At 73.0% G+C, this 21,207-nt stretch carries 15 protein-coding genes; 11 read left to right on the top strand and 4 right to left on the bottom strand.

Going from position 1 to position 21,207, the window contains the following annotated elements; genetic code table 11:
- Nucleotides 1-39: 39 nt before the first annotated feature.
- The 7 genes from polA (at nucleotide 40) to aroD (ending at nucleotide 9,400) form a co-directional block, all read left to right on the top strand.
- Nucleotides 40-2,760: a DNA polymerase I gene (gene polA, locus M4486_RS06050; RefSeq protein WP_249480261.1), complete on the top strand. Its 2,721-nt coding sequence runs from the start codon at nucleotides 40-42 to the stop codon at nucleotides 2,758-2,760.
- Between the two features lie 227 nt (nucleotides 2,761-2,987).
- Entirely contained in the window at nucleotides 2,988-4,484 is a 1,497-nt protein-coding gene (gene rpsA / locus M4486_RS06045; protein ID WP_152353037.1) for a 30S ribosomal protein S1, read from the top strand.
- 164 nt (nucleotides 4,485-4,648) lie between these two features.
- Nucleotides 4,649-5,479: an HAD-IIA family hydrolase gene (locus M4486_RS06040; protein WP_249480260.1), complete on the top strand. Its 831-nt coding sequence runs from the start codon at nucleotides 4,649-4,651 to the stop codon at nucleotides 5,477-5,479.
- 75 nt (nucleotides 5,480-5,554) lie between these two features.
- A complete protein-coding gene (gene aroC / locus M4486_RS06035) occupies nucleotides 5,555-6,796 on the top strand; it encodes a chorismate synthase (RefSeq protein ID WP_249480259.1) in 1,242 nt (413 codons plus the stop codon).
- Nucleotides 6,793-7,404, top strand: a complete 612-nt coding sequence (locus tag M4486_RS06030; RefSeq protein WP_249480258.1) for a shikimate kinase — start codon at nucleotides 6,793-6,795, stop codon at nucleotides 7,402-7,404. The genes aroC and M4486_RS06030 overlap by 4 nt, the downstream gene beginning before the upstream one ends.
- A 32-nt stretch (nucleotides 7,405-7,436) precedes the next feature.
- Nucleotides 7,437-8,555: a 3-dehydroquinate synthase gene (gene aroB, locus M4486_RS06025; protein WP_249481081.1), complete on the top strand. Its 1,119-nt coding sequence runs from the start codon at nucleotides 7,437-7,439 to the stop codon at nucleotides 8,553-8,555.
- A 5-nt stretch (nucleotides 8,556-8,560) separates the two neighbouring features.
- On the top strand, nucleotides 8,561-9,400 hold the full coding sequence (gene aroD / locus M4486_RS06020) for a type I 3-dehydroquinate dehydratase (protein WP_249480257.1): 840 nt from the start codon (nucleotides 8,561-8,563) through the stop codon (nucleotides 9,398-9,400).
- Between the two features lie 6 nt (nucleotides 9,401-9,406).
- On the opposite strand, the gene M4486_RS06015 is transcribed toward aroD, so the two are convergent.
- Entirely contained in the window at nucleotides 9,407-10,444 is a 1,038-nt protein-coding gene (locus M4486_RS06015) for a TRIC cation channel family protein (RefSeq protein ID WP_249480256.1), read from the bottom strand.
- A 93-nt stretch (nucleotides 10,445-10,537) separates the two neighbouring features.
- Here M4486_RS06015 and coaE point away from each other — a divergent pair, with 93 nt between their 5' ends.
- Complete coding sequence (gene coaE, locus M4486_RS06010) at nucleotides 10,538-11,335, top strand: dephospho-CoA kinase (protein ID WP_249480255.1); 798 nt, start codon at nucleotides 10,538-10,540, stop codon at nucleotides 11,333-11,335.
- Nucleotides 11,336-11,344: 9 nt separating this feature from the next.
- A complete protein-coding gene (gene uvrB / locus M4486_RS06005) occupies nucleotides 11,345-13,453 on the top strand; it encodes an excinuclease ABC subunit UvrB (protein ID WP_249480254.1) in 2,109 nt (702 codons plus the stop codon).
- Nucleotides 13,454-13,508: 55 nt separating this feature from the next.
- Here the strand turns inward: uvrB and M4486_RS06000 are convergent, their stop codons facing one another.
- Nucleotides 13,509-14,243, bottom strand: a complete 735-nt coding sequence (locus tag M4486_RS06000) for a helix-turn-helix domain-containing protein (protein ID WP_249480253.1) — start codon at nucleotides 14,241-14,243, stop codon at nucleotides 13,509-13,511.
- A gap of 64 nt (nucleotides 14,244-14,307) precedes the next feature.
- Between M4486_RS06000 and M4486_RS05995 the strand changes: the two genes are divergently transcribed.
- A complete protein-coding gene (locus M4486_RS05995) occupies nucleotides 14,308-15,612 on the top strand; it encodes an MFS transporter (RefSeq protein WP_249480252.1) in 1,305 nt (434 codons plus the stop codon).
- Nucleotides 15,613-15,633: 21 nt separating this feature from the next.
- Here the strand turns inward: M4486_RS05995 and M4486_RS05990 are convergent, their stop codons facing one another.
- Nucleotides 15,634-17,436, bottom strand: coding sequence for a bifunctional 3'-5' exonuclease/DNA polymerase (locus M4486_RS05990; RefSeq protein WP_249480251.1), 1,803 nt, complete (start codon nucleotides 17,434-17,436; stop codon nucleotides 15,634-15,636).
- Nucleotides 17,433-18,050 carry an MBL fold metallo-hydrolase gene (locus tag M4486_RS05985; RefSeq protein WP_249481080.1) on the bottom strand — a complete coding sequence of 206 codons (618 nt, stop codon included), beginning with the start codon at nucleotides 18,048-18,050 and terminating at the stop codon, nucleotides 17,433-17,435. The genes M4486_RS05990 and M4486_RS05985 overlap by 4 nt, the downstream gene beginning before the upstream one ends.
- Before the next feature lie 300 nt (nucleotides 18,051-18,350).
- Between M4486_RS05985 and uvrA the strand changes: the two genes are divergently transcribed.
- Nucleotides 18,351-21,200: an excinuclease ABC subunit UvrA gene (gene uvrA, locus M4486_RS05980; RefSeq protein ID WP_249480250.1), complete on the top strand. Its 2,850-nt coding sequence runs from the start codon at nucleotides 18,351-18,353 to the stop codon at nucleotides 21,198-21,200.
- Nucleotides 21,201-21,207 lie beyond the last annotated feature (7 nt).

The raw sequence follows: 21,207 nt of genomic DNA, 5'->3' as shown, positions 1-21,207 counted from the left end.
GCGCGCGCGTCCGGGGGCGCCCCGTGCGAGACTTGACCCATGACCTCGAGCGAGCATCCCGGCAGCGACCAGGCCCCCGTCCGCCTCCTCCTCATCGACGGCCACGCGATGGCGTTCCGCGCCTTCTTCGCGCTGCCCGCGGACGGCTTCACCGACGGACGCGGCCAGTCCACGAACGCCGTCTACGGCTTCGCGCGGATGCTGTTCAACGTGGTCGCCTCCGAGCAGCCCACCCATGTCGCCGTCGCCTTCGACATGGCCGGCGGCACCTTCCGCGATCGGATCTACGACCAGTACAAGGCCGGGCGCGACGAGACCCCCGCGCAGTTCGTCGGCCAGATCGCGCTCATCCAGAAGACGCTCGACGCCCTCGGCGTCACCTGGCTCGAGGTCCCCGACTTCGAGGCCGACGACATCATCGCGACCCTCGCGACCCGCATGCGCAGCCGCACGCAGGAGGCGCTGATCGTCTCCAGCGACCGCGACGCGATCCAGCTCGTCGGCCCCGGGGTCACCCTGCTCCAGCCCGTCAAGGGCGTCACCGAGATGCGGCGCATGGACCCCGCCGCCGTCGAGGAGAAGTACCAGGTCACGCCCGAGCACTATCCGGACCTCGCGGCGCTCGTGGGGGAGAGCGCCGACAACCTTCCGGGCGTGCCCGGCGTCGGCCCGAAGACCGCCGCCAAGTGGATCGGGAAGTACGGCGGCCTCGAGAGCCTCCTGGAGCACGCGGAGGAGATCACCGGCAAGGCCGGCCAGTCGCTGCGCGACCACGTCGAGGATGTGCGCCGCAACCGGGTGATGAACGCCGCCGTCACCGATCTCGAGCTTCCGGACGACGAGGTCGTCTTCACGCTGGGCCGCGGCGACCGCGCCGCCGTCCACGCGGTCTTCGACGACCTCGCCTTCGGAGCGACCATCCGCCGCGACCTCCCCGCGGTCTTCCTCCCAGAGGGCGAGGACGGGGCCGCCCCGGCGACCGACGAGCAGGCGGCCGAGCTGCCCGAGATCACCCGCCCCCAGGGGAAGGAGCTCGCGGCGGCGCTCGGCGGGCCGTTCGCGGGCGGTGCGGCCCTCGGGATCGACGGCACCTGGGAGCTCGGACTGGGGGAGGCCCGCCGCCTTGCCCTGTCCACCGAATCCGCTCTGGCCGTCATCGATCTCGAGCGGCTCGACCCGGACGGGGAGCAGGCCCTCGCGGCCTGGCTCTCCGACCCCTCGATCCGCAAGGACGCGCACGACGCGAAGCTCGCCGTGCACGAGCTGTCCGCCCGCGGGCTCGACGTCGAGGGCTGGGGCACGGATCTCTCCCTCGCCGAGTTCCTGTGCCGGCCCGACCAGCGGCCGACGGACCTCGCGGGCCTGGTCATGCGGCACCTGCAGGAGGAGCTCGAGGCCGAGCAGGCAGCGCCCCAGCAGACCCTCGACCTCGAGGGGGACGACGGCGCCGCGGACGAGAGCCTCGCCCGCGCGGCCGACGCCGTGCGGCGGCTCGTCCCGCTGCTGCGCAAGGACCTCGAGGAGCACGAGGCGAGCGCCCTCCACGACGATCTCGAGCTGCCGCTCGCGACCGTCCTCGGGGAGATGGAGGCCGTGGGCATCCAGGTCGAGGACGAGGTGCTCGCGGATCTCGACGCCGAGCACGAGCGCCGGCAGAGCGAGGTCGCCGAGGCCGCGTTCTCCGAGATCGGCGGGGAGCGCATCAACCTGGGCTCGCCCAAGCAGCTCCAGGAGGTCCTCTACGAGAAGCTGGGCATGCCCAAGGGGCGGCGCACGAAGACCGGGTACAGCACCAACGCCGAGACCCTCACGGACCTCTTCGAGAAGACCCAGCACCCGTTCCTCGCGCATCTGCTCGCCCACCGCGACGTCACCAAGATGCGGCAGATCATCGAGACCCTGCGGCGGTTCATCGCCGAGGACGGCCGCATCCACACGACCTTCCACCAGAACATCGCCGCGACCGGCCGGCTCTCCTCGAACAACCCGAACCTGCAGAACATCCCCATGCGCACCGAGGAGGGGCGGCGCATCCGCAGCGCCTTCGTGGTCTCCGAGGGGTACGAGCAGCTGCTCACCGCCGACTACTCGCAGATCGAGATGCGGATCATGGCGCACCTCTCCGAGGACGAGGGCCTCATCGAGGCCTTCCGCTCGGGCGAGGACCTGCACCGCTTCGTCGCCTCCCGCGTCTTCGACGTCGCCCCCGAGGACGTGAGCGCGGCGATGCGCTCGAAGACCAAGGCCGTCTCCTACGGGCTCGCCTACGGGCTCAGCGCCTTCGGCCTCGCCCGCCAGCTGCACATCCCCCAGTCGGAGGCCACCGGCCTGCGCGATGGGTACTTCGAGCGCTTCGGCGGCGTGCGCGACTTCCTGCGCGAGAGCGTCGAGCAGGCGAGGAGCACCGGGTACACCGAGACCATCCTGGGGCGGCGCCGCTACCTCCCCGACCTCACGAGCGACAACCGCCAGCGGCGCGAGAACGCCGAGCGCGTCGCCCTGAACTCCCCGATCCAGGGGAGCGCGGCCGACATCATCAAGCTCGCCATGCTGCGCGTCGCGGCGGACCTGCGGGAGGCCGGGCTGCGCAGCCGCGTCCTGCTCCAGGTCCACGACGAGCTCGTCCTCGAGATCGCCCCGGGCGAGCTCGAGCAGGTGCGGGACCTCGTCGTCACCGGGATGGGCGACGCCTACGAGATCTCGGTGCCCCTGGAGGTCGGCGTCGGCGTCGGACGCACCTGGCTCGACGCCGCGCACTGAGCCGCTGCCCGGCTCGATCGGGCCCGCTCGGGCGCGACCGGACTCGATCGGGCCCGATCCGGCTCGTCCCGGCCCCGCCGGGCGTCGCGCAGACCACTCCCGCCCGCCCGGATCGCGGGTCGCGCCCGAGGCCGCGTGCTGGTACTCTGGACGGGTCTGTGCGCACCTGCGCCCGGGCACCAGATCGTCCACCCACTCATATCTGTCCCTACGGAGTTCCGACCTACATGACCGACACCACGACCCCCCAGATCGCCATCAACGACATCGGCGATGCCGATGAGCTCATGGCCGCCATCGACTCGACCATCAAGTACTTCAACGATGGCGACATCGTCGAGGGCACCGTGGTGAAGGTCGATCACGACGAGGTCCTGCTCGACATCGGCTACAAGACCGAGGGCGTCATCCCCTCGCGCGAGCTCTCGATCAAGCACGACGTCGACCCCGGCGAGGTCGTCGAGGTCGGCGACGAGATCGAGGCGCTCGTCCTCCAGAAGGAGGACAAGGAGGGTCGCCTGATCCTGTCCAAGAAGCGCGCGCAGTACGAGCGCGCCTGGGGCACGATCGAGCAGATCAAGGAGGACGAGGGCGTCGTCACCGGTCACGTCATCGAGGTCGTCAAGGGCGGACTCATCGTCGACATCGGCCTGCGCGGCTTCCTCCCGGCCTCCCTCGTCGAGATGCGCCGCGTGCGCGACCTGCAGCCGTACGTCGGCCAGGAGATCGAGGCGAAGATCATCGAGCTCGACAAGAACCGCAACAACGTGGTCCTCTCCCGTCGCGCCTACCTCGAGGAGACCCAGTCCGCGGTCCGCTCGGACTTCCTGCAGACCCTGCAGAAGGGCCAGGTCCGCGAGGGCGTCGTGTCCTCGATCGTCAACTTCGGCGCCTTCGTCGACCTGGGCGGCGTGGACGGCCTCGTGCACGTCTCCGAGCTGTCCTGGAAGCACATCGACCACCCGAGCGAGGTCGTCGAGGTCGGTCAGAAGGTCAAGGTCGAGGTCCTGGACGTCGACATGGACCGCGAGCGCGTCTCCCTGTCGCTGAAGGCGACCCAGGAGGACCCGTGGCAGCTCTTCGCCCGCACCCACGCCATCGGCGAGGTCGTGCCGGGCAAGGTCACCAAGCTCGTCCCCTTCGGCGCGTTCGTGCGCGTCGAGGACGGCATCGAGGGCCTCGTCCACATCTCCGAGCTGGCCCAGCGCCACGTCGACCTGCCCGAGCAGGTCGTGTCGGTCGACCAGGACGTGTTCGTCAAGGTCATCGACATCGACCTCGAGCGTCGCCGCATCTCGCTGTCGCTCAAGCAGGCCAACGAGGGCGTCGACCCCGAGGGTGACGACACCACCTTCGACCCGGCGCTGTACGGCATGGCCGCCGACTACGACGAGAACGGCGAGTACAAGTACCCCGAGGGCTTCGACCCGGAGACCAACGAGTGGCTCGAGGGCTACGAGACCCAGCGCGAGGAGTGGGAGGGCCAGTACGCGGCCGCCTACGAGCGCTGGACCGCCCACAAGGCCCAGGTCGCCGAGGCCATCAAGGCCGACGAGGAGTCCGCGAACCAGCCGGCCAGCACCTCCACCGCCTCGACGAGCAGCAGCTCGTCCTCGCAGGAGTCGGCCCCGCAGTCCTCGTACCAGTCCGCTTCCTCCGACGAGGGCACGCTGGCCTCCGACGAGGCGCTGGCCGCCCTGCGCGCGAAGCTCACCGGCAACTGATCGGCTGATCACCGGCCCGGCCGGCGGGGAGCATCCCCGCCGCTCGGATCCCGGAGCCCACGACGGGCGTCACCCCTGAGGGTGGCGCCCGTCGTCGCATGCGGGGGAGCGGGAGGGCGACGTCGCACCTGCGGACGAGCCGCAGGACAGGGCACACTAGGGGCATGACCACCGCTCTCGAAGACCACCCCGTCCACACCTGGCTCACCGACATGGACGGTGTCCTCGTCCACGAGCAGTCGGCTCTGCCGGGCGCCGCGGACTTCATCGCCGCCCTCCAGCAGTTCGACCGCCCCTTCCTGGTGCTCACGAACAACTCGATCTTCACGCCCCGGGATCTGCGGGCACGTCTCTCGCGCAGCGGCATCGACATCCCCGAGCAGGCGATCTGGACGAGTGCGCTGGCCACCGCCCGCTTCCTCGCCGAGCAGGCGCCCGGATCCTCCGCCTACGTGATCGGGGAGGCCGGACTCACGAGCGCCATGCACGAGGAGGGCTTCATCCTCGCCGACACGGACGTCGAGTTCGTGGTCCTGGGGGAGACCCGCACGTACTCCTTCGAGTCGATCACCCGGGCGATCCGCCTCATCGACAAGGGCGCGAAGTTCATCGCCACCAACCCGGACGTGTCCGGCCCGAGCGCCGAGGGGCCGCTGCCGGCCACCGGCTCGGTCGCCGCGATGATCACCGCCGCCACGGGCACCCACCCGTACTACGTGGGCAAGCCCAACCCGCTCATGATGCGCACGGCCCTGAACCGCATCGGAGCGCACTCCGAGACCTCCGTGATGATCGGCGACCGGATGGACACCGATGTGAAGTCCGGTCTCGAGGCGGGCATGCGCTCCGTGCTCGTGCTCACGGGCTCGACGGCGCAGCGGGACATCGAGAAGTACCCGTTCCGGCCGACGACCGTGCTGCCCGGCATCTCCGACCTGGTCCCGCTCATCGAGCAGCTCACCCCGCACGAGGCCGTCGAGCTCGACGAGGACTGAGGGAGCCGGCGCCCCGGCGCCTCCCGGCTGGGACGGCGCGACCCGCGCCCACCTGCACGTGAGAGGATCGGGGTCATGCTGCGCTGGCTCACGGCCGGGGAATCCCACGGCCCCTCCCTCATCTCCCTGCTCGACGGCGTCCCCGCCGGGATCGAGCTGACCAGTGACGATCTGCGCTCCGCTCTCGCGCGCCGCCGCCTCGGCCACGGCCGCGGCAGCCGCCAGAAGTTCGAGCAGGACGTGGTCGCGATCCACAGCGGCCTCCGTCACGGCCTCACCCTGGGCTCCCCGCTCGCGATCGAGATCGCGAACTCCGAATGGCCCAAGTGGGAGAAGGTCATGTCGGCCGACCCCGTGCCGCGCGAGGACCTGCTGATCGACGCGGGCACGGGCGACGAGCGCGAGATCGCCCGCAACCGCCCCCTCACACGGCCCCGCCCGGGCCACGCCGACCTCTCCGGCATGCTCAAGTACGGCTTCGAGGACGCCCGCCCCGTGCTCGAGCGCGCGAGCGCCCGCGAGACCGCCGCCCGGGTCGCCGCCGGACGCGTCGCCGCGGCCCTGCTCGAGCAGGCCGCCGGCATCCGCCTGGTCTCCCACACCCTGGCCGTGGGCACGGTGCGCGTTCCGGAGGACGCCGACCTCCCTCAGCCGGCCGACTCCTCGCGCCTGGACGAGGACCCCCTGCGCTGCTTCGACCCCGCGACCTCGGAGGCCATGGTCACCGAGGTCGACGCCGCGAAGGCCGACGGCGACACCCTGGGCGGCGTCGTCGAGGTCCTCGCCTACGGGGTGCCCGTGGGTCTGGGGTCCCACACCCAGTGGGACCGCAAGCTCGACGGCCGGCTCGCGCAGGCGATCATGTCGATCCAGGCCATGAAGGGCGTCGAGATCGGCGACGGCTTCACGACGGCCGCCCGGCGGGGCTCCCGCGCCCACGACGAGATCCTGCCCGCGCAGGACGCAGGGGAGGACCGCGAGTACCCGCGCGTGACCAACCGCGCCGGCGGTCTCGAGGGCGGCATGAGCAACGGTCAGGTCATCCGCGTGCGCGGCGCCCTCAAGCCGATCTCGACGGTGCCGCGCGCCCTGCGCACCGTGGACGTCGCGACCGGCGGCGAGGCCACCGCGAACCACCAGCGGTCCGACGTCTGCGCCGTCGCGCCCGCCGCGGTGATCGCCGAGGCCATGGTCGCGCTCGTCCTCGCCGACGCCCTGCTCGAGAAGACCGGCGGCGACAGCGTCGAGGAGATCCGTGCCCACCTCGCCGAGACCGTCGCCCAGCAGTCGCGCCTCGGCGGCGCCCCGTCGGCGTGAGCACGGTGCCCACCGACCCGACCCCGGCGGCGCCCGCGCCCGGCGGAGAGGATCCCGTCCCCACGACGCCGCGCGGTCCGCGCCTGGTGATCATCGGCCCCATGGGTGCGGGGAAGACCACCATCGGCAGGGAGGTCGCGCGCCGGCTCGGCGTGCCCTTCGCCGACCTCGACGAGCTGATCATCGAGGCCGCGGGCCGCAGCATCCCGGAGATCTTCGCAGCCCAGGGCGAGAGCGCCTTCCGCGACCTCGAGGCGCGGGTGCTCGCCCTCGCGCTCGAGGCGCACACGGGAGTGCTCGCCCTGGGCGGCGGCGCCGTCGTCGCCGAGGACTCGCGCGCCCTCGTCGCCGCCAGGCCAGCCGTGCTCCTCGAGATCGACGAGGAGACGGCCCGCTCCCGCGTGGGACGGGGCCGGGGCCGGCCGATGCTCGGCGGCGAGGACCCGCTGGGCCGCTGGCGCACCCTCACCGATGCCCGCATGCCGCTCTACCGCGAGGCCGCGCGCTGGAGCATCGACGCGACCGACGGCGGGATCGACCGGATCGCCCGCCGCATCATCGAGACCCTGGAGGGCGCCGAGCCGCCCGCACCGAAGGAGCACGCATGAGCCCCGAGAACCCCACCGGCACCGACGCCACCATGGACGGCGCCGACGTCACCGACGGCGCCGACGTCCCCGACACCACCGTGATCCCCGTGGCCACGCCCACGGGCAGCTACGACGTCGTCGTGGGCCGCGGGCTGCTCGCGGACCTGCCGCAGCGCATCCCCGCGCGCGCCCGCCGCGTCGTCATCGTCCACCAGCCCAGCCTGCGCACCGTCGCCGAGGAGCTGGTCGAGGCCGTCTCCGCGACCGACCGCTCCGCCTTCCTCGCCGAGATCCCCGATGGCGAGGAGGCGAAGACCGCGCAGGTCGCGGGCTTCCTCTGGCAGGTGTGCGGACAGGCGGAGATCTCCCGGAGCGACCTCGTGATCGGGCTCGGCGGCGGCGCCGCGACCGACGTCGCCGGCTTCGTCGCGGCGACCTGGCTGCGCGGCATCGACGTGCTGCAGGTGCCCACCACGGTCGCCGCCATGGTCGATGCGGCCGTCGGCGGGAAGACCGGCATCAATACTGCCGAGGGCAAGAACCTCGTGGGCTCCTTCCACCCGCCGATCGCCGTGATCGAGGACCTCGATGTGCTCGCCGGGCTCGGCGCGCACGACGTCGCCGCGGGCCTCGCCGAGGTCGTGAAGGCCGGCTTCATCGAGGACACGCGCATCCTCGAGGTCGTCGAGGCCGACCCCGCCGCGGTGCTCGACATCTCCACCCCCGCCTTCCGCGAGATCATGGAGCGCGCCATCCGCGTGAAGGCCCGCGTGGTCTCCGCCGACCTCACGGAGACCGGGGAGCGCGAGATCCTCAACTACGGCCACACCCTGGGCCACGCCATCGAGCACAACGAGCGCTACCAGTGGCGCCACGGCGCCGCGGTGTCCGTGGGCATGATGTTCGCGGCCGAGCTCGCGCACCTCGCCGGCAAGCTCTCCGAGGCCGACGTGGACCGCCACCGCGACGTCCTCGTCTCCCTGGGACTGCCCACGACCTACCGCGGGCGCCAGTGGCCCAAGCTCGAGGAGGCCATGAAGCGCGACAAGAAGTCGCGCGCCGGCCTGCTGCGCTTCGTGGTCCTCGACCGCGTCGGCAAGGTCTCGCGCCTCGAGGGGCCCGACCCTGCGCTGCTGCTCTCCGCCTACTCCGCGATCGCCGAGGACTGAGAGCGGTGGGGGCGACGGAGCACTCCGCGCACGCCGGCGGCGCCGGCGGCGACGGAGCCGGGGGCGTCGTGCGCGTGCGCGGGATCGAGCTCGGCACCGGCGTCCCCGAGATCATCGTCCCGCTCACCGGCGCGGACGAGCGCAGCGTGCTCGCCCAGGCCGAGCGCGCGCGCACGGCGCCGGCCCGGATCATCGAGTGGCGCGCAGACCTGCTCGCCCCGTCGGCGCCCGCGGCCGAGCACCGCGAGCGCGTGCTCGGCGCCCTCCCCGCCCTGCGCGAGGCCCTCGCGCCCGAGCAGGCGCTCCTGCTCACCGTGCGCACCGCCGCCGAGGGCGGAGGACGGGCCCTCACGGACGCGGACCTCTCCGCGCTGCTGCGCGCCGGGATCGCCCTGCGCGGCGCGGACGACACCGCGCTCGTCGACCTGGTCGACGTGGAGACCGCGCGCGCACCGGAGGCCGTCGGCGCCGTGATCGACGCAGCCCATGAGGCGGGCGTCGCCGCGGTCGGCTCCTTCCACGATTTCGCCGCCACGCCCCCGCGCGAGGAGATCCTCGCGACGCTGCGCGCGCAGCGGGCCCTCGGGGCCGACGTCGGCAAGATCGCCGTCACCCCGCGCACCGCGGACGACGTGCTCGTCCTGCTCGCGGCGAGCCTCGAGGCCGCGCGGGACGGGGCGGGGCCCCATCTGGCGATCTCGATGGGATCCCTGGGAGCGGTCAGCCGCGTCGCGGCCGAGGTGTTCGGATCCTGCGCGACCTTCGCGACGGCGGGAGAGGCCTCCGCGCCCGGTCAGCTCGGGGCCGACGAGGTCTCCCGGATGCTCGCGGCGCTGCGCCCCTGAGGACGCTCAGCGGCGCCCGTCGTCCTCGGACGCGTCGGGCTCCCGCTCGTCGTCCCCGGGCGCACGGTCCTCGTCCGCGGGCGAGTCCAGTGGCTCCGAGGAGTCGGGCGAGCCCGGCGTCGGATCGTCCTCGGGCGCCGGTGTCGGCTCGGCGTCGACGATCCCGGTCGGGAAGTCCACCGGGTCCTCCGGCGGGAGGGCGGTTCCGGCGCTCTCCCCGTCGCCGAGAGCGCGGCGCTCGAACTCCGCGGCGTCGTCGTCCGGGATCGTGGAGTCGTCCGCGAAGTCGTCGACCGACTCGTCCACCACCGGGATGGCGCCCGTCTCGAGGGCCACGCGGTGCCGCTCGTCCTTGCGCACCCGGCGCACGAGCGATTTCATCTGCGAGGCCGAGAGCGTCACCTGCCACTCGCCGTGGGAGGGCAGGTGCCAGCGGCGCCAGGCCGCGAGGCCCGCGAGCAGAGCACCCAGCGCGACGGCCGCCAGCACCCAGGCGGAGGGCAGCCCCAGCGCCACGACGCCCCAGGTCGCGACGGCCGTGACCAGCGCGCCCGTCGCGTACAGCGGGCCTCCGCCGAAGATCGCGGGGACACGCCCCACGAGCACGTCGCGGATCACGCCGCCGCCCACGGCGCTGGTGACGCCCAGCAGGACCGCCGGCAGCGGCTCGAGGCCGTATCCGATCGACTTCGCGGTGCCGGTCGCCGCCCACAGCGCCATCGCGAGGATGTCCAGACCGGTGACGGCGCGCCGCCACCAGGTGGCCTCGGCCGCGATCAGGTAGGAGAAGGCGGAGCCGGCGAGGGCGCACGCGAGATAGAGGGGCCCGTCGAACGCGGCGGGCGGGTCGACGCCGATGATGAGGTCGCGGACGATGCCTCCGCCGAGCCCGGCGACGATGCCGATGATCGCGAAGCCCACCGCGTCGAAGTTCAGGCGGGAGGCGAGCGCACCCGCCGCGACACCCATGATGAACACGCCCGCCAGGTCCAGCCCGCGGAGGAGGTCGTTGGTGACCAGCAGTTCGAGGGGATCCACGAGCACGACCGTAGTATGCGCGGGCCCTCGGGGCGATGGGTCCCGGACGGGATGTGACGGCGATGACCGGCGTCCTCCACTGCCCGTACGATCGGGAGCATGCACAGTCCGACCACCGGCGCGGCCTCCGCGCGCGCCGCCGACGCCGGCGACGACGACCTCCGCGCCGTCCGCGATGCCGGCCGCGACGTGGCTCCCGGGCTCGTCCGCCTGGGCCTGACCGGCGGCATCGGCGCCGGGAAGTCGAGCGTCGCCGGGATCTGGCGGGAGGCCGGGACCACCGTCATCGATCTCGACGCGCATTCCCGCGCGGTGCTGGACGTCCCCGGTGAGGGCGTCGAGGAGGCGGTGGACCGCTTCGGCGAGGAGTACCGCGCGCCCTCGGGCACGATCGACCGGTCGGCCCTCGCCCGCCTCGTCTTCGCCGACGCAGCGGCCCGCGCGGATCTCGAGGAGATCGTGCTGACGAGGGTCGATGCCGCCGTCGAGGAGGCGGAGCACGAGGCCGCCGCGGCGGGGGAGCGGCTCGTCGTCCACGACAGCCCGCTGCTGCTCGAGAAGCACCACGAGGACGAGTACGCGCGCGTGATCGCGGTGCTCGCCCCCCGCGAGGAGCGGATCGCCCGCGTCGTGCGCGACCGCGGCCGCGACCGCGCCTACGTCGAGTCCGTGATGGCGGCGCAGGCCACGGACCTCGAGCGGATCCGGCGCGCGGACCGCCTGCTCCTGAACAACGCCGACGCGGGCACCCTGCGCACACGCTCCCTCACCCTCCTCGAGGACCTGCGCCGGGAGCTGCTCGGCCCACCCGCCGTCCCGCCCGTCGGTCCCGTCGGCCCCTCTTCGCGGACTGCACGCGTCCGCTCTCACACGCAGGATGTCCGGCCCGGGACGTAGGCTCGAGGCATGCGCCCCGTCACCGACCTCACCCGCTCCGTCAGCCCCTTCGAGGTGGTCTCCGAGTACCGTCCGTCGGGCGACCAGCCGCAGGCGATCGACGAGCTCGCGCGCCGGATCAACGGGGGCGAGCAGGACGTCGTGCTACTGGGCGCGACCGGCACCGGCAAGAGCGCGACCACGGCCTGGCTGATCGAGAAGCTGCAGCGGCCGACCCTCGTGATGGCGCACAACAAGACCCTGGCCGCGCAGCTCGCGAGCGAGTTCCGCGATCTGCTGCCGCACAACGCCGTCGAGTACTTCGTCTCCTACTACGACTACTACCAGCCGGAGGCGTACGTCCCGCAGTCGGACACGTACATCGAGAAGGACTCCTCGATCAACGCGGAGGTCGAGCGCCTGCGCCACAGTGCCACGAACTCGCTGCTGACCAGACGGGACGTTGTCGTGGTCTCCTCCGTGTCCTGCATCTACGGCCTGGGCACGCCGCAGGAGTACGTGGACCGCATGGTGCGCCTCAAGCGCGGCGACGAGGTGGATCGCGACGACCTGCTGCGGCGCTTCGTGGACATGCAGTACGACCGCAACGACGTCGAGTTCGTGCGCGGCACCTTCCGGGTGCGCGGGGACACCGTCGAGATCATCCCGATGTACGAGGAGCTCGCGATCCGCATCGAGTTCTTCGGCGACGAGATCGACGCGATCTACACCCTCCACCCCGTCACCGGCGAGGTGATCCGCGAGGAGGAGGACATCCACATCTTCCCCGCCTCCCACTACGTCGCCGGCCCCGAGCGGCTCGCGAGGGCGATCGACTCGATCGAGTCGGAGCTGGGGGAGAGGCTCACGGAGCTCGAGGGGCAGAACAAGCTGCTCGAGGCGCAGCGCCTGCGCATGCGCACCGCCCACGACCTCGAGATGCTGCGCCAGGTGGGCACCACCAACGGCGTCGAGAACTACTCGCGCCACCTCGACGGCCGTGGCCCCGGCACCCCGCCGAACACCCTCATGGACTACTTCCCCGAGGACTTCCTGCTGGTCATCGACGAGTCCCACGTCACCGTCCCGCAGATCGGGGCGATGTACGAGGGGGACCGCTCCCGCAAGCGCACGCTCGTGGACTTCGGCTTCCGCCTGCCCAGCGCCCTCGACAACCGCCCCCTGACCTTCGGCGAGTTCACCGAGCGCACCGGCCAGACCGTCTACCTCTCGGCGACGCCCGCCGACTACGAGCTGGGCCGCAGCGACGGGGTGGTCGAGCAGATCATCCGGCCGACGGGCCTCATCGACCCCGAGGTCATCGTCAAGCCCGTCAAGGGGCAGATCGACGACCTGCGCGCCGAGATCGAGAAGCGCGTCGAGCTCGACGAGCGCGTGCTCGTCACCACGCTCACCAAGCGCATGGCCGAGGACCTCACCGACTACCTGCTGGAGAACGGGGTGCGCGTGCAGTACCTGCACTCCGACGTCGACACCCTGCGGCGCGTCGAGCTGCTGCGCTCCCTGCGCCAGGGCGAGTACGACGTGCTGGTGGGCATCAACCTGCTGCGCGAGGGCCTGGACCTCCCCGAGGTCTCCCTGGTCTCGATCCTCGATGCCGACAAGGAAGGGTTCCTGCGCTCGCGCACCTCCCTCATCCAGACCATCGGCCGCGCGGCCCGCAACGTCTCGGGCCAGGTGCACATGTACGCCGACACCGTCACGGACTCCATGCGCGAGGCGATCGACGAGACCAACCGCCGCCGCGAGAAGCAGATCGCGTACAACACCGAGCACGGCATCGATCCGACCCCGCTGCGCAAGAAGATCGCGGACGTCACGGACATGCTCGCCCGCGAGGACATCGACACCGACACCCTGCTCGCGACCGACTACCGCTCGGGCAAGGAGCGCGTCAGCCGCGACCGGGCCCGGGCGAACGTCGTGGACGCGGTCTCCTCGCGCACGGTGGACCTGGGCGACGACCCGGTGGGCGCGCTCAGCGAGATGATCGACGAGATGACAGCCCAGATGCACCAGGCTGCGGAGACCCTGCAGTTCGAGGTCGCGGCACGCATGCGCGACGAGGTCCAGGAGCTCAAGAAGGAGCTCAAGCAGGTCCAGCGCAGCGCATCCTGAGCCCGGCCCCGCCCGCCGCGGACGGCATGACGGGCGGGCGGGGCCCCGCGACGTCTCAGACGCCCTGGAGCCAGGCGGCGATGTGCGCGGGCTCGCGCACCGCGAGGTCCCGGGCGCCCGTGCGGCGCACCACCCAGCCGCGATCGACGAAGGCATCCGCGACCGCGGCGCCCAGCCCGCCGGCGAGATGGTGGCGCTGCTCGGTCCAGTCCGAGCACACCCGCAGCAGCGGGCGGCGCCGGCCCTCGAGGTCCGCGAGGTCGATGCCCAGCGCCCCGAACGCGTTGTCCGCGCGCGGTCCGAGCGCATAGGGGGAGCGGGGGACCGGCGCGCTGACCGGATCCCCGTCTGCCCGGCCGGTGCCCTCATGGCCGTCGGTCCGCACGAGCGCCCCGCCCTCGACGAGGCCCGCGAGCACGTCGGTGCCCAGGCTGCCCGCGAGATGGTCGTAGCAGGTGCGCGCGACCCGCAGCCGCTGCCAGCGCATCGAGGACCGCAGGCCGACGGCCGGCGGTGTCTCCGCGAGCGCCAGCAGCGCCTCGAGCAGCACGACCACCTGCGGGTCGGCGATCCGGAACCGTCGGTGCCGCCCCTCGCGGCGGACCTCGATGAAGTCCGCCTCCTGCAGCCGCGCGAGATGCGCGCTCGCGGTCGAGGCGGAGACGGCGGCCGCCTCGGCGAGTCGGCTCGCGGGCCTCTCGCTGCCGTCCACGAGCTCCATCAGCATGGCGGCGCGCGACGCATCCGCGACGAGCTCGGCGACGCCGGCGATGTCGGGCATCGGGTCCATGGGCCCAGTGTGCACCGACGACGCTTCGCCGCCCGTCGAAGCGTCCCGGACGCAGACTCGCCCCATGACCGGAGAGCCGCACCCGCCCGCCCTCGACACCCCGTTCCACGACCACCCCGGCCCGTCCCGGCTGCTGCTGCCCACCCTGTGCATCCCGATGTTCCTCGTCCTGCTGGACGTGATGGCCATGAACGTCGCGATGCCCTCCCTGGGGCGGGCCCTCGGCGTCGGCCCCGCCTCCTGGCCGCAGGTCGTCGACGCGTACACCGTCCCGCTCGCCCTCGCGCTCGTGCCGGCGGGTCTGCTCGTCGACCGTCTCGGTCCCCGGCGCTCCCTGCTCGCGGGCCTGCTGGTCTGCGTGGCGGCCTGCGTTCTCGGCGGCATCGCAGACAGCTGGGGGACGGTGCTGCTCGCGCGCCTGGTCCAGGGGATCTCCGCGGCCGTCATGCTCCCTGCGGGCCTCGCCGCGCTCACCCTCACCTGGACCGAGCCCGTCCCACGCGCCCATGCGCTGGGCCTGTGGTCCGCCGTGAGCGCGCTCGCGACGGCGATCGGACCGGGCGTCGGCGGCCTGCTCGTGGGCGCGGTGGGATGGCGGGCCGTGTTCTGGGTGAACGTGCCCCTCCTGCTGCTCGCCCTCGCGGGCACCGCCCGCCTGCTCCCCGGGCCCCGCCCACGGACCGACCGCGGGCCGAGGCCGGACCCGGGGCCGAGAGACGAGCACGGGCCGACGGCCGACGGGGGAGCGGCGGACGCGTCCCCGTCCCCGTCGGCGTCCGGGGCCTCGCCCGCTCTCCGTCCGCTGCTGGTCTCGATCCTGGTCGCGGCGATGATGACGAGCGGCGCGAACGGCACTCTGCAGGCGATCACCGTCCACCTCCAGCACTCGCTGCGCATCGCGGCCGCGCCGGCCGGTGCGGTGCTGCTGCTCGCGACCGCCCCGTTCGTCGTGCTCGGTCCGCTCTCGGGACGACTCGTCGCCGGGCGGGGCCGACGGGCGACGGCCACCGCCGGGCTCGTCCTGGGCGGCTGCGGCCTGCTCACCCTCGGTCACCTCGGCTCCGGCGCGGACGTGGTCTCCCTCGTGCCCGCGCTGCTCGGCATCGGCGTCGGCCTGGGGCTCATGACCTCTGCGATCGTCGGCGAGACCATGGCCGCGTGGTCCTCCCGCCCGGGGCTCGCGGGCGGGCTCAACAACGCGCTGCGCCAGGCGGGGACGAGCATCGGCGTCGTCGTCGGCGGAGCGGTCGCGGCCCACGACGCCGGAGCGGGGATGCTCACACGCGTGGGCGGCGCGGCGGGCACCTGGTGGCTGCTCGGCGCCGTCCTCGTGCTCTGCGCGTTCGGGCGGGGACGGGATGCGCGGTGACCCTCTCCCGGGCGCGAGCCGTCACTTCTCCGCGGAGCGCTCCACGATCTGCAGGTCCAGCAGGAAGTCGACGTCGCTCGCGGGGAAGAGCAGGCGCCCCGCCGCGTCGGCCGCCTCCTGCACGGCCCGCGCCGCCGTCTCCGCCTGCGCGGCGGGGGCGTGGACGATGACCTCGTCGTGGAGGAAGTAGGCGAGGTGCGCCCGGCGTGCGAAGGCCGGGCCGGACGGCGTCGCCGCCTGCTCAGGCTCCACCGGGTCGAGCGCGGCGAGGGCGAGCCGCAGCCCCGCCATCCAGGCGAGCGCCCATTCGGCCGCCGTGCCCTGCACGATGAAGTTGCGGGTGAACCGTCCGCGATCGCGGGCCGCGCGGCGCGAGCGCTCCTGCTCGCCCTCCTGCGCATCGGGCGAGTTGGCCCGCAGCTGGGCCTCGGACCAGGCCGGGTCGGGAGGGGGTGAGGAGCGTCCCAGCCAGGTGGTGACGGTGCCGCCGCGCTCCCCGGTCGCGGCGGCGTCGTCGACCAGTCGCATGGCCCGGGGGAAGCGTTCGCGCAGCCGCGGCACCACCCGCGCGCTGTCCCCGGTGGTGCCGCCGTAGAGCGCGCCGAGCACGCCGATCTTGGCCTCCTGGCGGGTGGCGACGATCCCGGCGTCGACGATGCCCGAGTAGAGGTCCTTCCCCGCGCCGGCCGCGGTCATCGCCCGGTCGCCGGACATGGCGGCGAGCACGCGCGGCTCGAGCTGGGAGACGTCGGCGCTGACCAGGCGCCACCCCGGGTCCGCCCGCAGTGCAGGTCGCAGTCGCCGCGGGATCTGCAGGGCGCCGCCGCCGCTGCTCGCCCAGCGCCCGGTGACCACCCCGCCGGGCACGTACACGGGCCGGTAGCGGCCCTCGTGCACCCACTCCTCGAGCCAGTGCCAGCCGTTCGCGGTGAGCAGCCTCGACATCTTCTTGTACCGCAGCAGCGGCTCGATCACCGGATGGTCGATCTCCTGGAGCTCCCACTGGGAGGTCGAGGAGACGTCGATGCCGACGCGTCGCAGCGCGCGCAGCAGACGCGGCGGGGAGTCGATGCTCAGCAGCGGATCGTCCAGCGCGGTGCGGACCTCGGCGGCGGCCTCTGCCATCCGGGCGGGCACCTGGTCGCGTCGCGGTCGCGGTCCCAGGGCCTCGGTGAGGATGCGGTCGTGCTCGACGACGTCCCAGGGGATGCCCGCGGCATGCATCTCCGCGGCGACGAGCGCGCCCGCCGACTCGGAGGCGAGCAGGAGCCGCATCCGCGAGGGCTCGGCGCAGCCAGCGACCGCCGCCTGCTGACGGGCGTGCTCGGCGAGCACCTCGTCCACGCCCTGGGGGACGCCTCCGGTGCGGCCCGCCGCGTCGAGATCGAACAGGGTCGCCCCGGAGCCGCGGCCCTCCCGCTCCGCCTCGACGAGGTCCTCGGGGGTCTCCCAGGCCCGCGCCTCGATCAGCGGCGCCGCCTCCGGGGCGCGCACGAGCGCGGAGCGCGCGAGGACGGTGTGGGCGAGGCGCAGGTCGTGGCAGCGTCTCAGGCGCACCCCGGCGCGCAGCAGCGCGGGGCACCAGGTCGCGGCGTCCGGCAGCACCCAGCGCGGGGACGACGGCGGCCCCAGGGCGGCGCCGTCGTCCTCACCTCCGCCGCTCTCGATCTCGCGGGCGCGATCCGGCCAGGCCTCGTAGGCGACCGTCTCGAGTCCGACCCTCTCGCCCTGCGCATCGAGTGCGACAAGCACGATCCGGCCCTCGGCCCCGCGCGCGACGACGATCGACGCCGGCGGGGGTCCCTCGGGATCGGGCGTGCTCACCAGCCCCGCTCGCGCCAGTCGCCGAGCTGCGGGCGCTCCGCGCCCAGGGTGGTGTCGTCCCCGTGGCCGGGGTATACCCAGGTGCTGTCCGGGAGCGCGTCGAAGATGCGGTGCTCGACGTCGTCGAGCAGCGAGGTGAAGCGCTGCGCATCGCCCTGGGTCGCACCGACGCCGCCGGGGAAAAGCGAGTCGCCCGTGAACAGGTGGTCGCCGTCCTCGCCGCCGCGCCACAGCAGCGCGATCGAGCCGGGGGTGTGGCCGCGCAGACCGATCACGTGCAGGTCGTTCACCCCGACGCGGATCAGCGCGCCGTCCTCGAGGGGCTCGTCCGTCGGCGTCGGGATGTCGCGCACGTCGGCGGCGCCCGCGAAGGTGCGCGCGCCCGTGGCCGCCACGAGCTGGGAGAGGGCGCCCACGTGGTCGTGGTGGCTGTGGGTGGTGACGATCGAGTCGAGGCGGCTCGAGGGGGAGCCCTCGCGCACCAGGCGCAGCAGCCGCGGGAGATCGGCCGCGGCGTCCACGAGCAGCTGCGCGCCGGACACCCGGCAGGTCAGCAGGTAGCTGTTGTTGTCCATGGGGCCCACGGACGCCTTGCGGATCACGAGGGTCGTCATGCGGCGGGTCGCCGTGGGGCCGTCGACCTCGACGTGGCCGTCGTAGGCGCTGCCGGCGTGGCCCCCGGTCGCGGAGACGACGTCCTCGTCCTGGGTCGGAGTGCGGTTCTCGGGCGCGGGGTGCTCGCTCATGCTCCTCAGTATGGCGCGCCGCGCTGATCTCTCCCATCGCGCGCCTCGCCACGCGAGAATCGGCCGACGGCGTCAGCGGACATGCGCGTGTCCGCGGAGCGCGGAATCGGGGTGGCAGCGGACTCACCGGGCCCTCGCGCGTCGGTCCCCGCTCGTAGGATGGGACGTGTGAGTGACACCCTCCTGGTCCGCGGCGCACGCGAGCACAACCTCAAGAACGTCGACATCGAGATCCCGCGCGAGCACCTGATCGTCTTCTCCGGCCTCTCGGGGTCCGGCAAGAGCTCCCTGGCCTTCGACACCATCTTCGCCGAGGGGCAGCGCCGCTACGTGGAATCGCTCTCGGCCTACGCCCGCCAGTTCCTGGGGCAGATGGACAAGCCGCGCGTGGACCTCATCGAGGGCCTCTCGCCGGCGGTCTCGATCGACCAGAAGTCCACCAACCGCAACCCGCGCTCGACGGTCGGCACGATCACCGAGGTCTACGACTACCTGCGCCTGCTGTTCTCCCGCACCGGCGTCCAGCACTGCCCCGTGTGCGGGGCGCGCGTGACGAGCTCGAGCGCGGAGCAGATCGTGGACGTGCTGCTCGGCGAGGAGTCCGGGACCCGCTTCCAGCTGCTCGCGCCGGTGGTGCGCGGGCGCAAGGGCGAGCACGCCGACCTGCTGAGCTCCCTGCGCTCGGAGGGCTATGCGCGCGCCCGCGTCGACGGCGAGGTGCGCCGCCTGGACGAGGAGATCTCCCTCGACAAGAAGTACAAGCACACGATCGAGGTGGTCGTCGACCGCCTGGCCGCGAAGCCCGACGCGCGCCGCCGGCTCACCGACTCCGTGGAGACCGCGCTGCGCCTGGCCGACGGCCTGCTCGTCGTGGACTTCGTGGACCGCGAGGCCGACGCCGAGGACCGCTCCCGCCGCTTCTCCGAGAAGCGCGCGTGCCCCAACGACCACCCGCTCACCCTCGACGACATCGAGCCGCGCTCCTTCTCGTTCAACGCCCCCTACGGCGCGTGCCCCGAGTGCACAGGCCTGGGCATGCGCCTCGAGGTCGACCCGGAGCTCGTGATCCCCGACGAGGACCTGAGCCTCGCGGAGGGCGCGATCGCCCCCTGGACGATGGGCCACGCCGACCACCACCAGCAGGTGATGGCGGGCCTCGCCGAGGAGCTCGCGTTCTCCCTCGACACCCCGTGGCGGGCGCTGCCCGAGCGCGCGAAGGAGGCGCTGCTGCACGGCAACGACTTCAAGGTCCACGTGCGCTACCGCAACCGCTTCGGCCGCGAGCGCACGTACTCCACGGGCTTCGAGGGCGTCATCCACTACCTCGAGCGCCGCCACGAGGACACGGAGTCCGACTGGGCCAAGGACCGCTACGAGCAGTTCATGCGCGAGGTGCCCTGCCCCGCCTGCGGCGGCGCCCGCCTGCGGCCCGAGGTGCTCGCGGTCACCGTGGGGGACCGCTCGATCGCCGAGGTCTGCGACCTCTCGATCCGCGAGGCGCACGCCTTCCTCGGAGGCCTCGAGCTGGGCGTCAAGGAAGCGCAGATCGCCTCCGAGGTGCTGCGCGAGATCGAGTCACGCCTGGGCTTTCTGCTCGACGTCGGCCTGGACTACCTGACGCTCGCCCGCGCGGCCGGCACCCTCTCGGGCGGGGAGGCGCAGCGCATCCGCCTGGCCACCCAGATCGGCTCGGGCCTGGTGGGCGTGCTCTACGTGCTCGACGAGCCGTCGATCGGGCTGCACCAGCGGGACAACGAGCGCCTCATCGGGACCCTCACACGCCTCCGGGACCTCGGCAACACCCTGATCGTCGTCGAGCACGACGAGGACACCCTCAACGCCGCCGACTGGATCGTGGACATCGGCCCCCTCGCCGGGGAGCGCGGCGGCCACGTCATCCACTCGGGCGACCTCGCGGGCCTCAAGTCCAACCCCGAGTCCCTCACCGGCCAGTACCTCAGCGGGAAGCTCTCGATCCCGGTGCCGCCCGTCCGCCGGCCCGTCGACAAGGAGCGCCGGGTCACGGTGCACGGCGCCCGCGAGAACAACCTCAAGAACGTCGACGTCTCCTTCCCGCTCGGCACCTTCACCGCCGTCACCGGCGTCTCCGGCTCGGGCAAGTCGACTCTCGTGAACGACATCCTGTACTCGGTGCTCGCCCGCGAGCTCAACGGCGCGCGCACCGTCGCCGGCCGTCACAAGCGCGTGACGGGGCTCGAGAGCCTCGACAAGGTCGTGCACGTCGACCAGTCGCCCATCGGGCGCACCCCGCGCTCGAACCCGGCGACCTACACGGGCGTGTGGGACCGGGTGCGCACCCTGTTCGCCCAGACCTCCGAGGCGAAGGTCCGCGGCTACAAGGCCGGGCGCTTCTCCTTCAACGTCAAGGGCGGGCGCTGCGAGACCTGCTCGGGCGACGGCACCATCAAGATCGAGATGAACTTCCTCCCCGACGTCTACGTGACCTGCGAGGTCTGCCACGGGGCGCGGTACAACCGCGAGACCCTCGAGGTGCACTTCAAGGGCAAGAACGTCGCCGAGGTCCTCGACATGCCGATCGAGGAGGCCGTCGAGTTCTTCGACGCGGTGCCGGCGATCCGGCGCCAGCTGCAGACGCTCGACGACGTGGGCCTGGGCTACGTCCGCCTCGGCCAGAGCGCGACCACGCTCTCCGGCGGCGAGGCCCAGCGCGTGAAGCTCGCCTCCGAGCTGCACAAGCGCTCCAACGGACGCACGATCTACGTGCTCGACGAGCCCACCACCGGGCTGCACTTCGAGGACGTCCGCAAGCTCCTCGAGGTCCTCGGTGGCCTCGTCGACAAGGGCAACACCGTGATCGTCATCGAGCACAACCTCGACGTCATCAAGAGCGCCGACCACGTCATCGACCTGGGGCCCGAGGGCGGGGACGGCGGCGGCCGCGTGGTCGCCACCGGCACCCCCGAGGACGTCGCGCGCGTGGGCGCCTCCCACACCGGCCGGTTCCTGCTGCCGGTCCTCGAGGCGGGGAGGCAGTGACCGCCCT

Source organism: Brachybacterium kimchii (genome assembly GCF_023373525.1).
GTDB classification, from domain to species: Bacteria; Actinomycetota; Actinomycetes; order Actinomycetales; family Dermabacteraceae; genus Brachybacterium; species Brachybacterium kimchii.
This window is presented reverse-complemented; position numbering and strand designations above follow the sequence as displayed.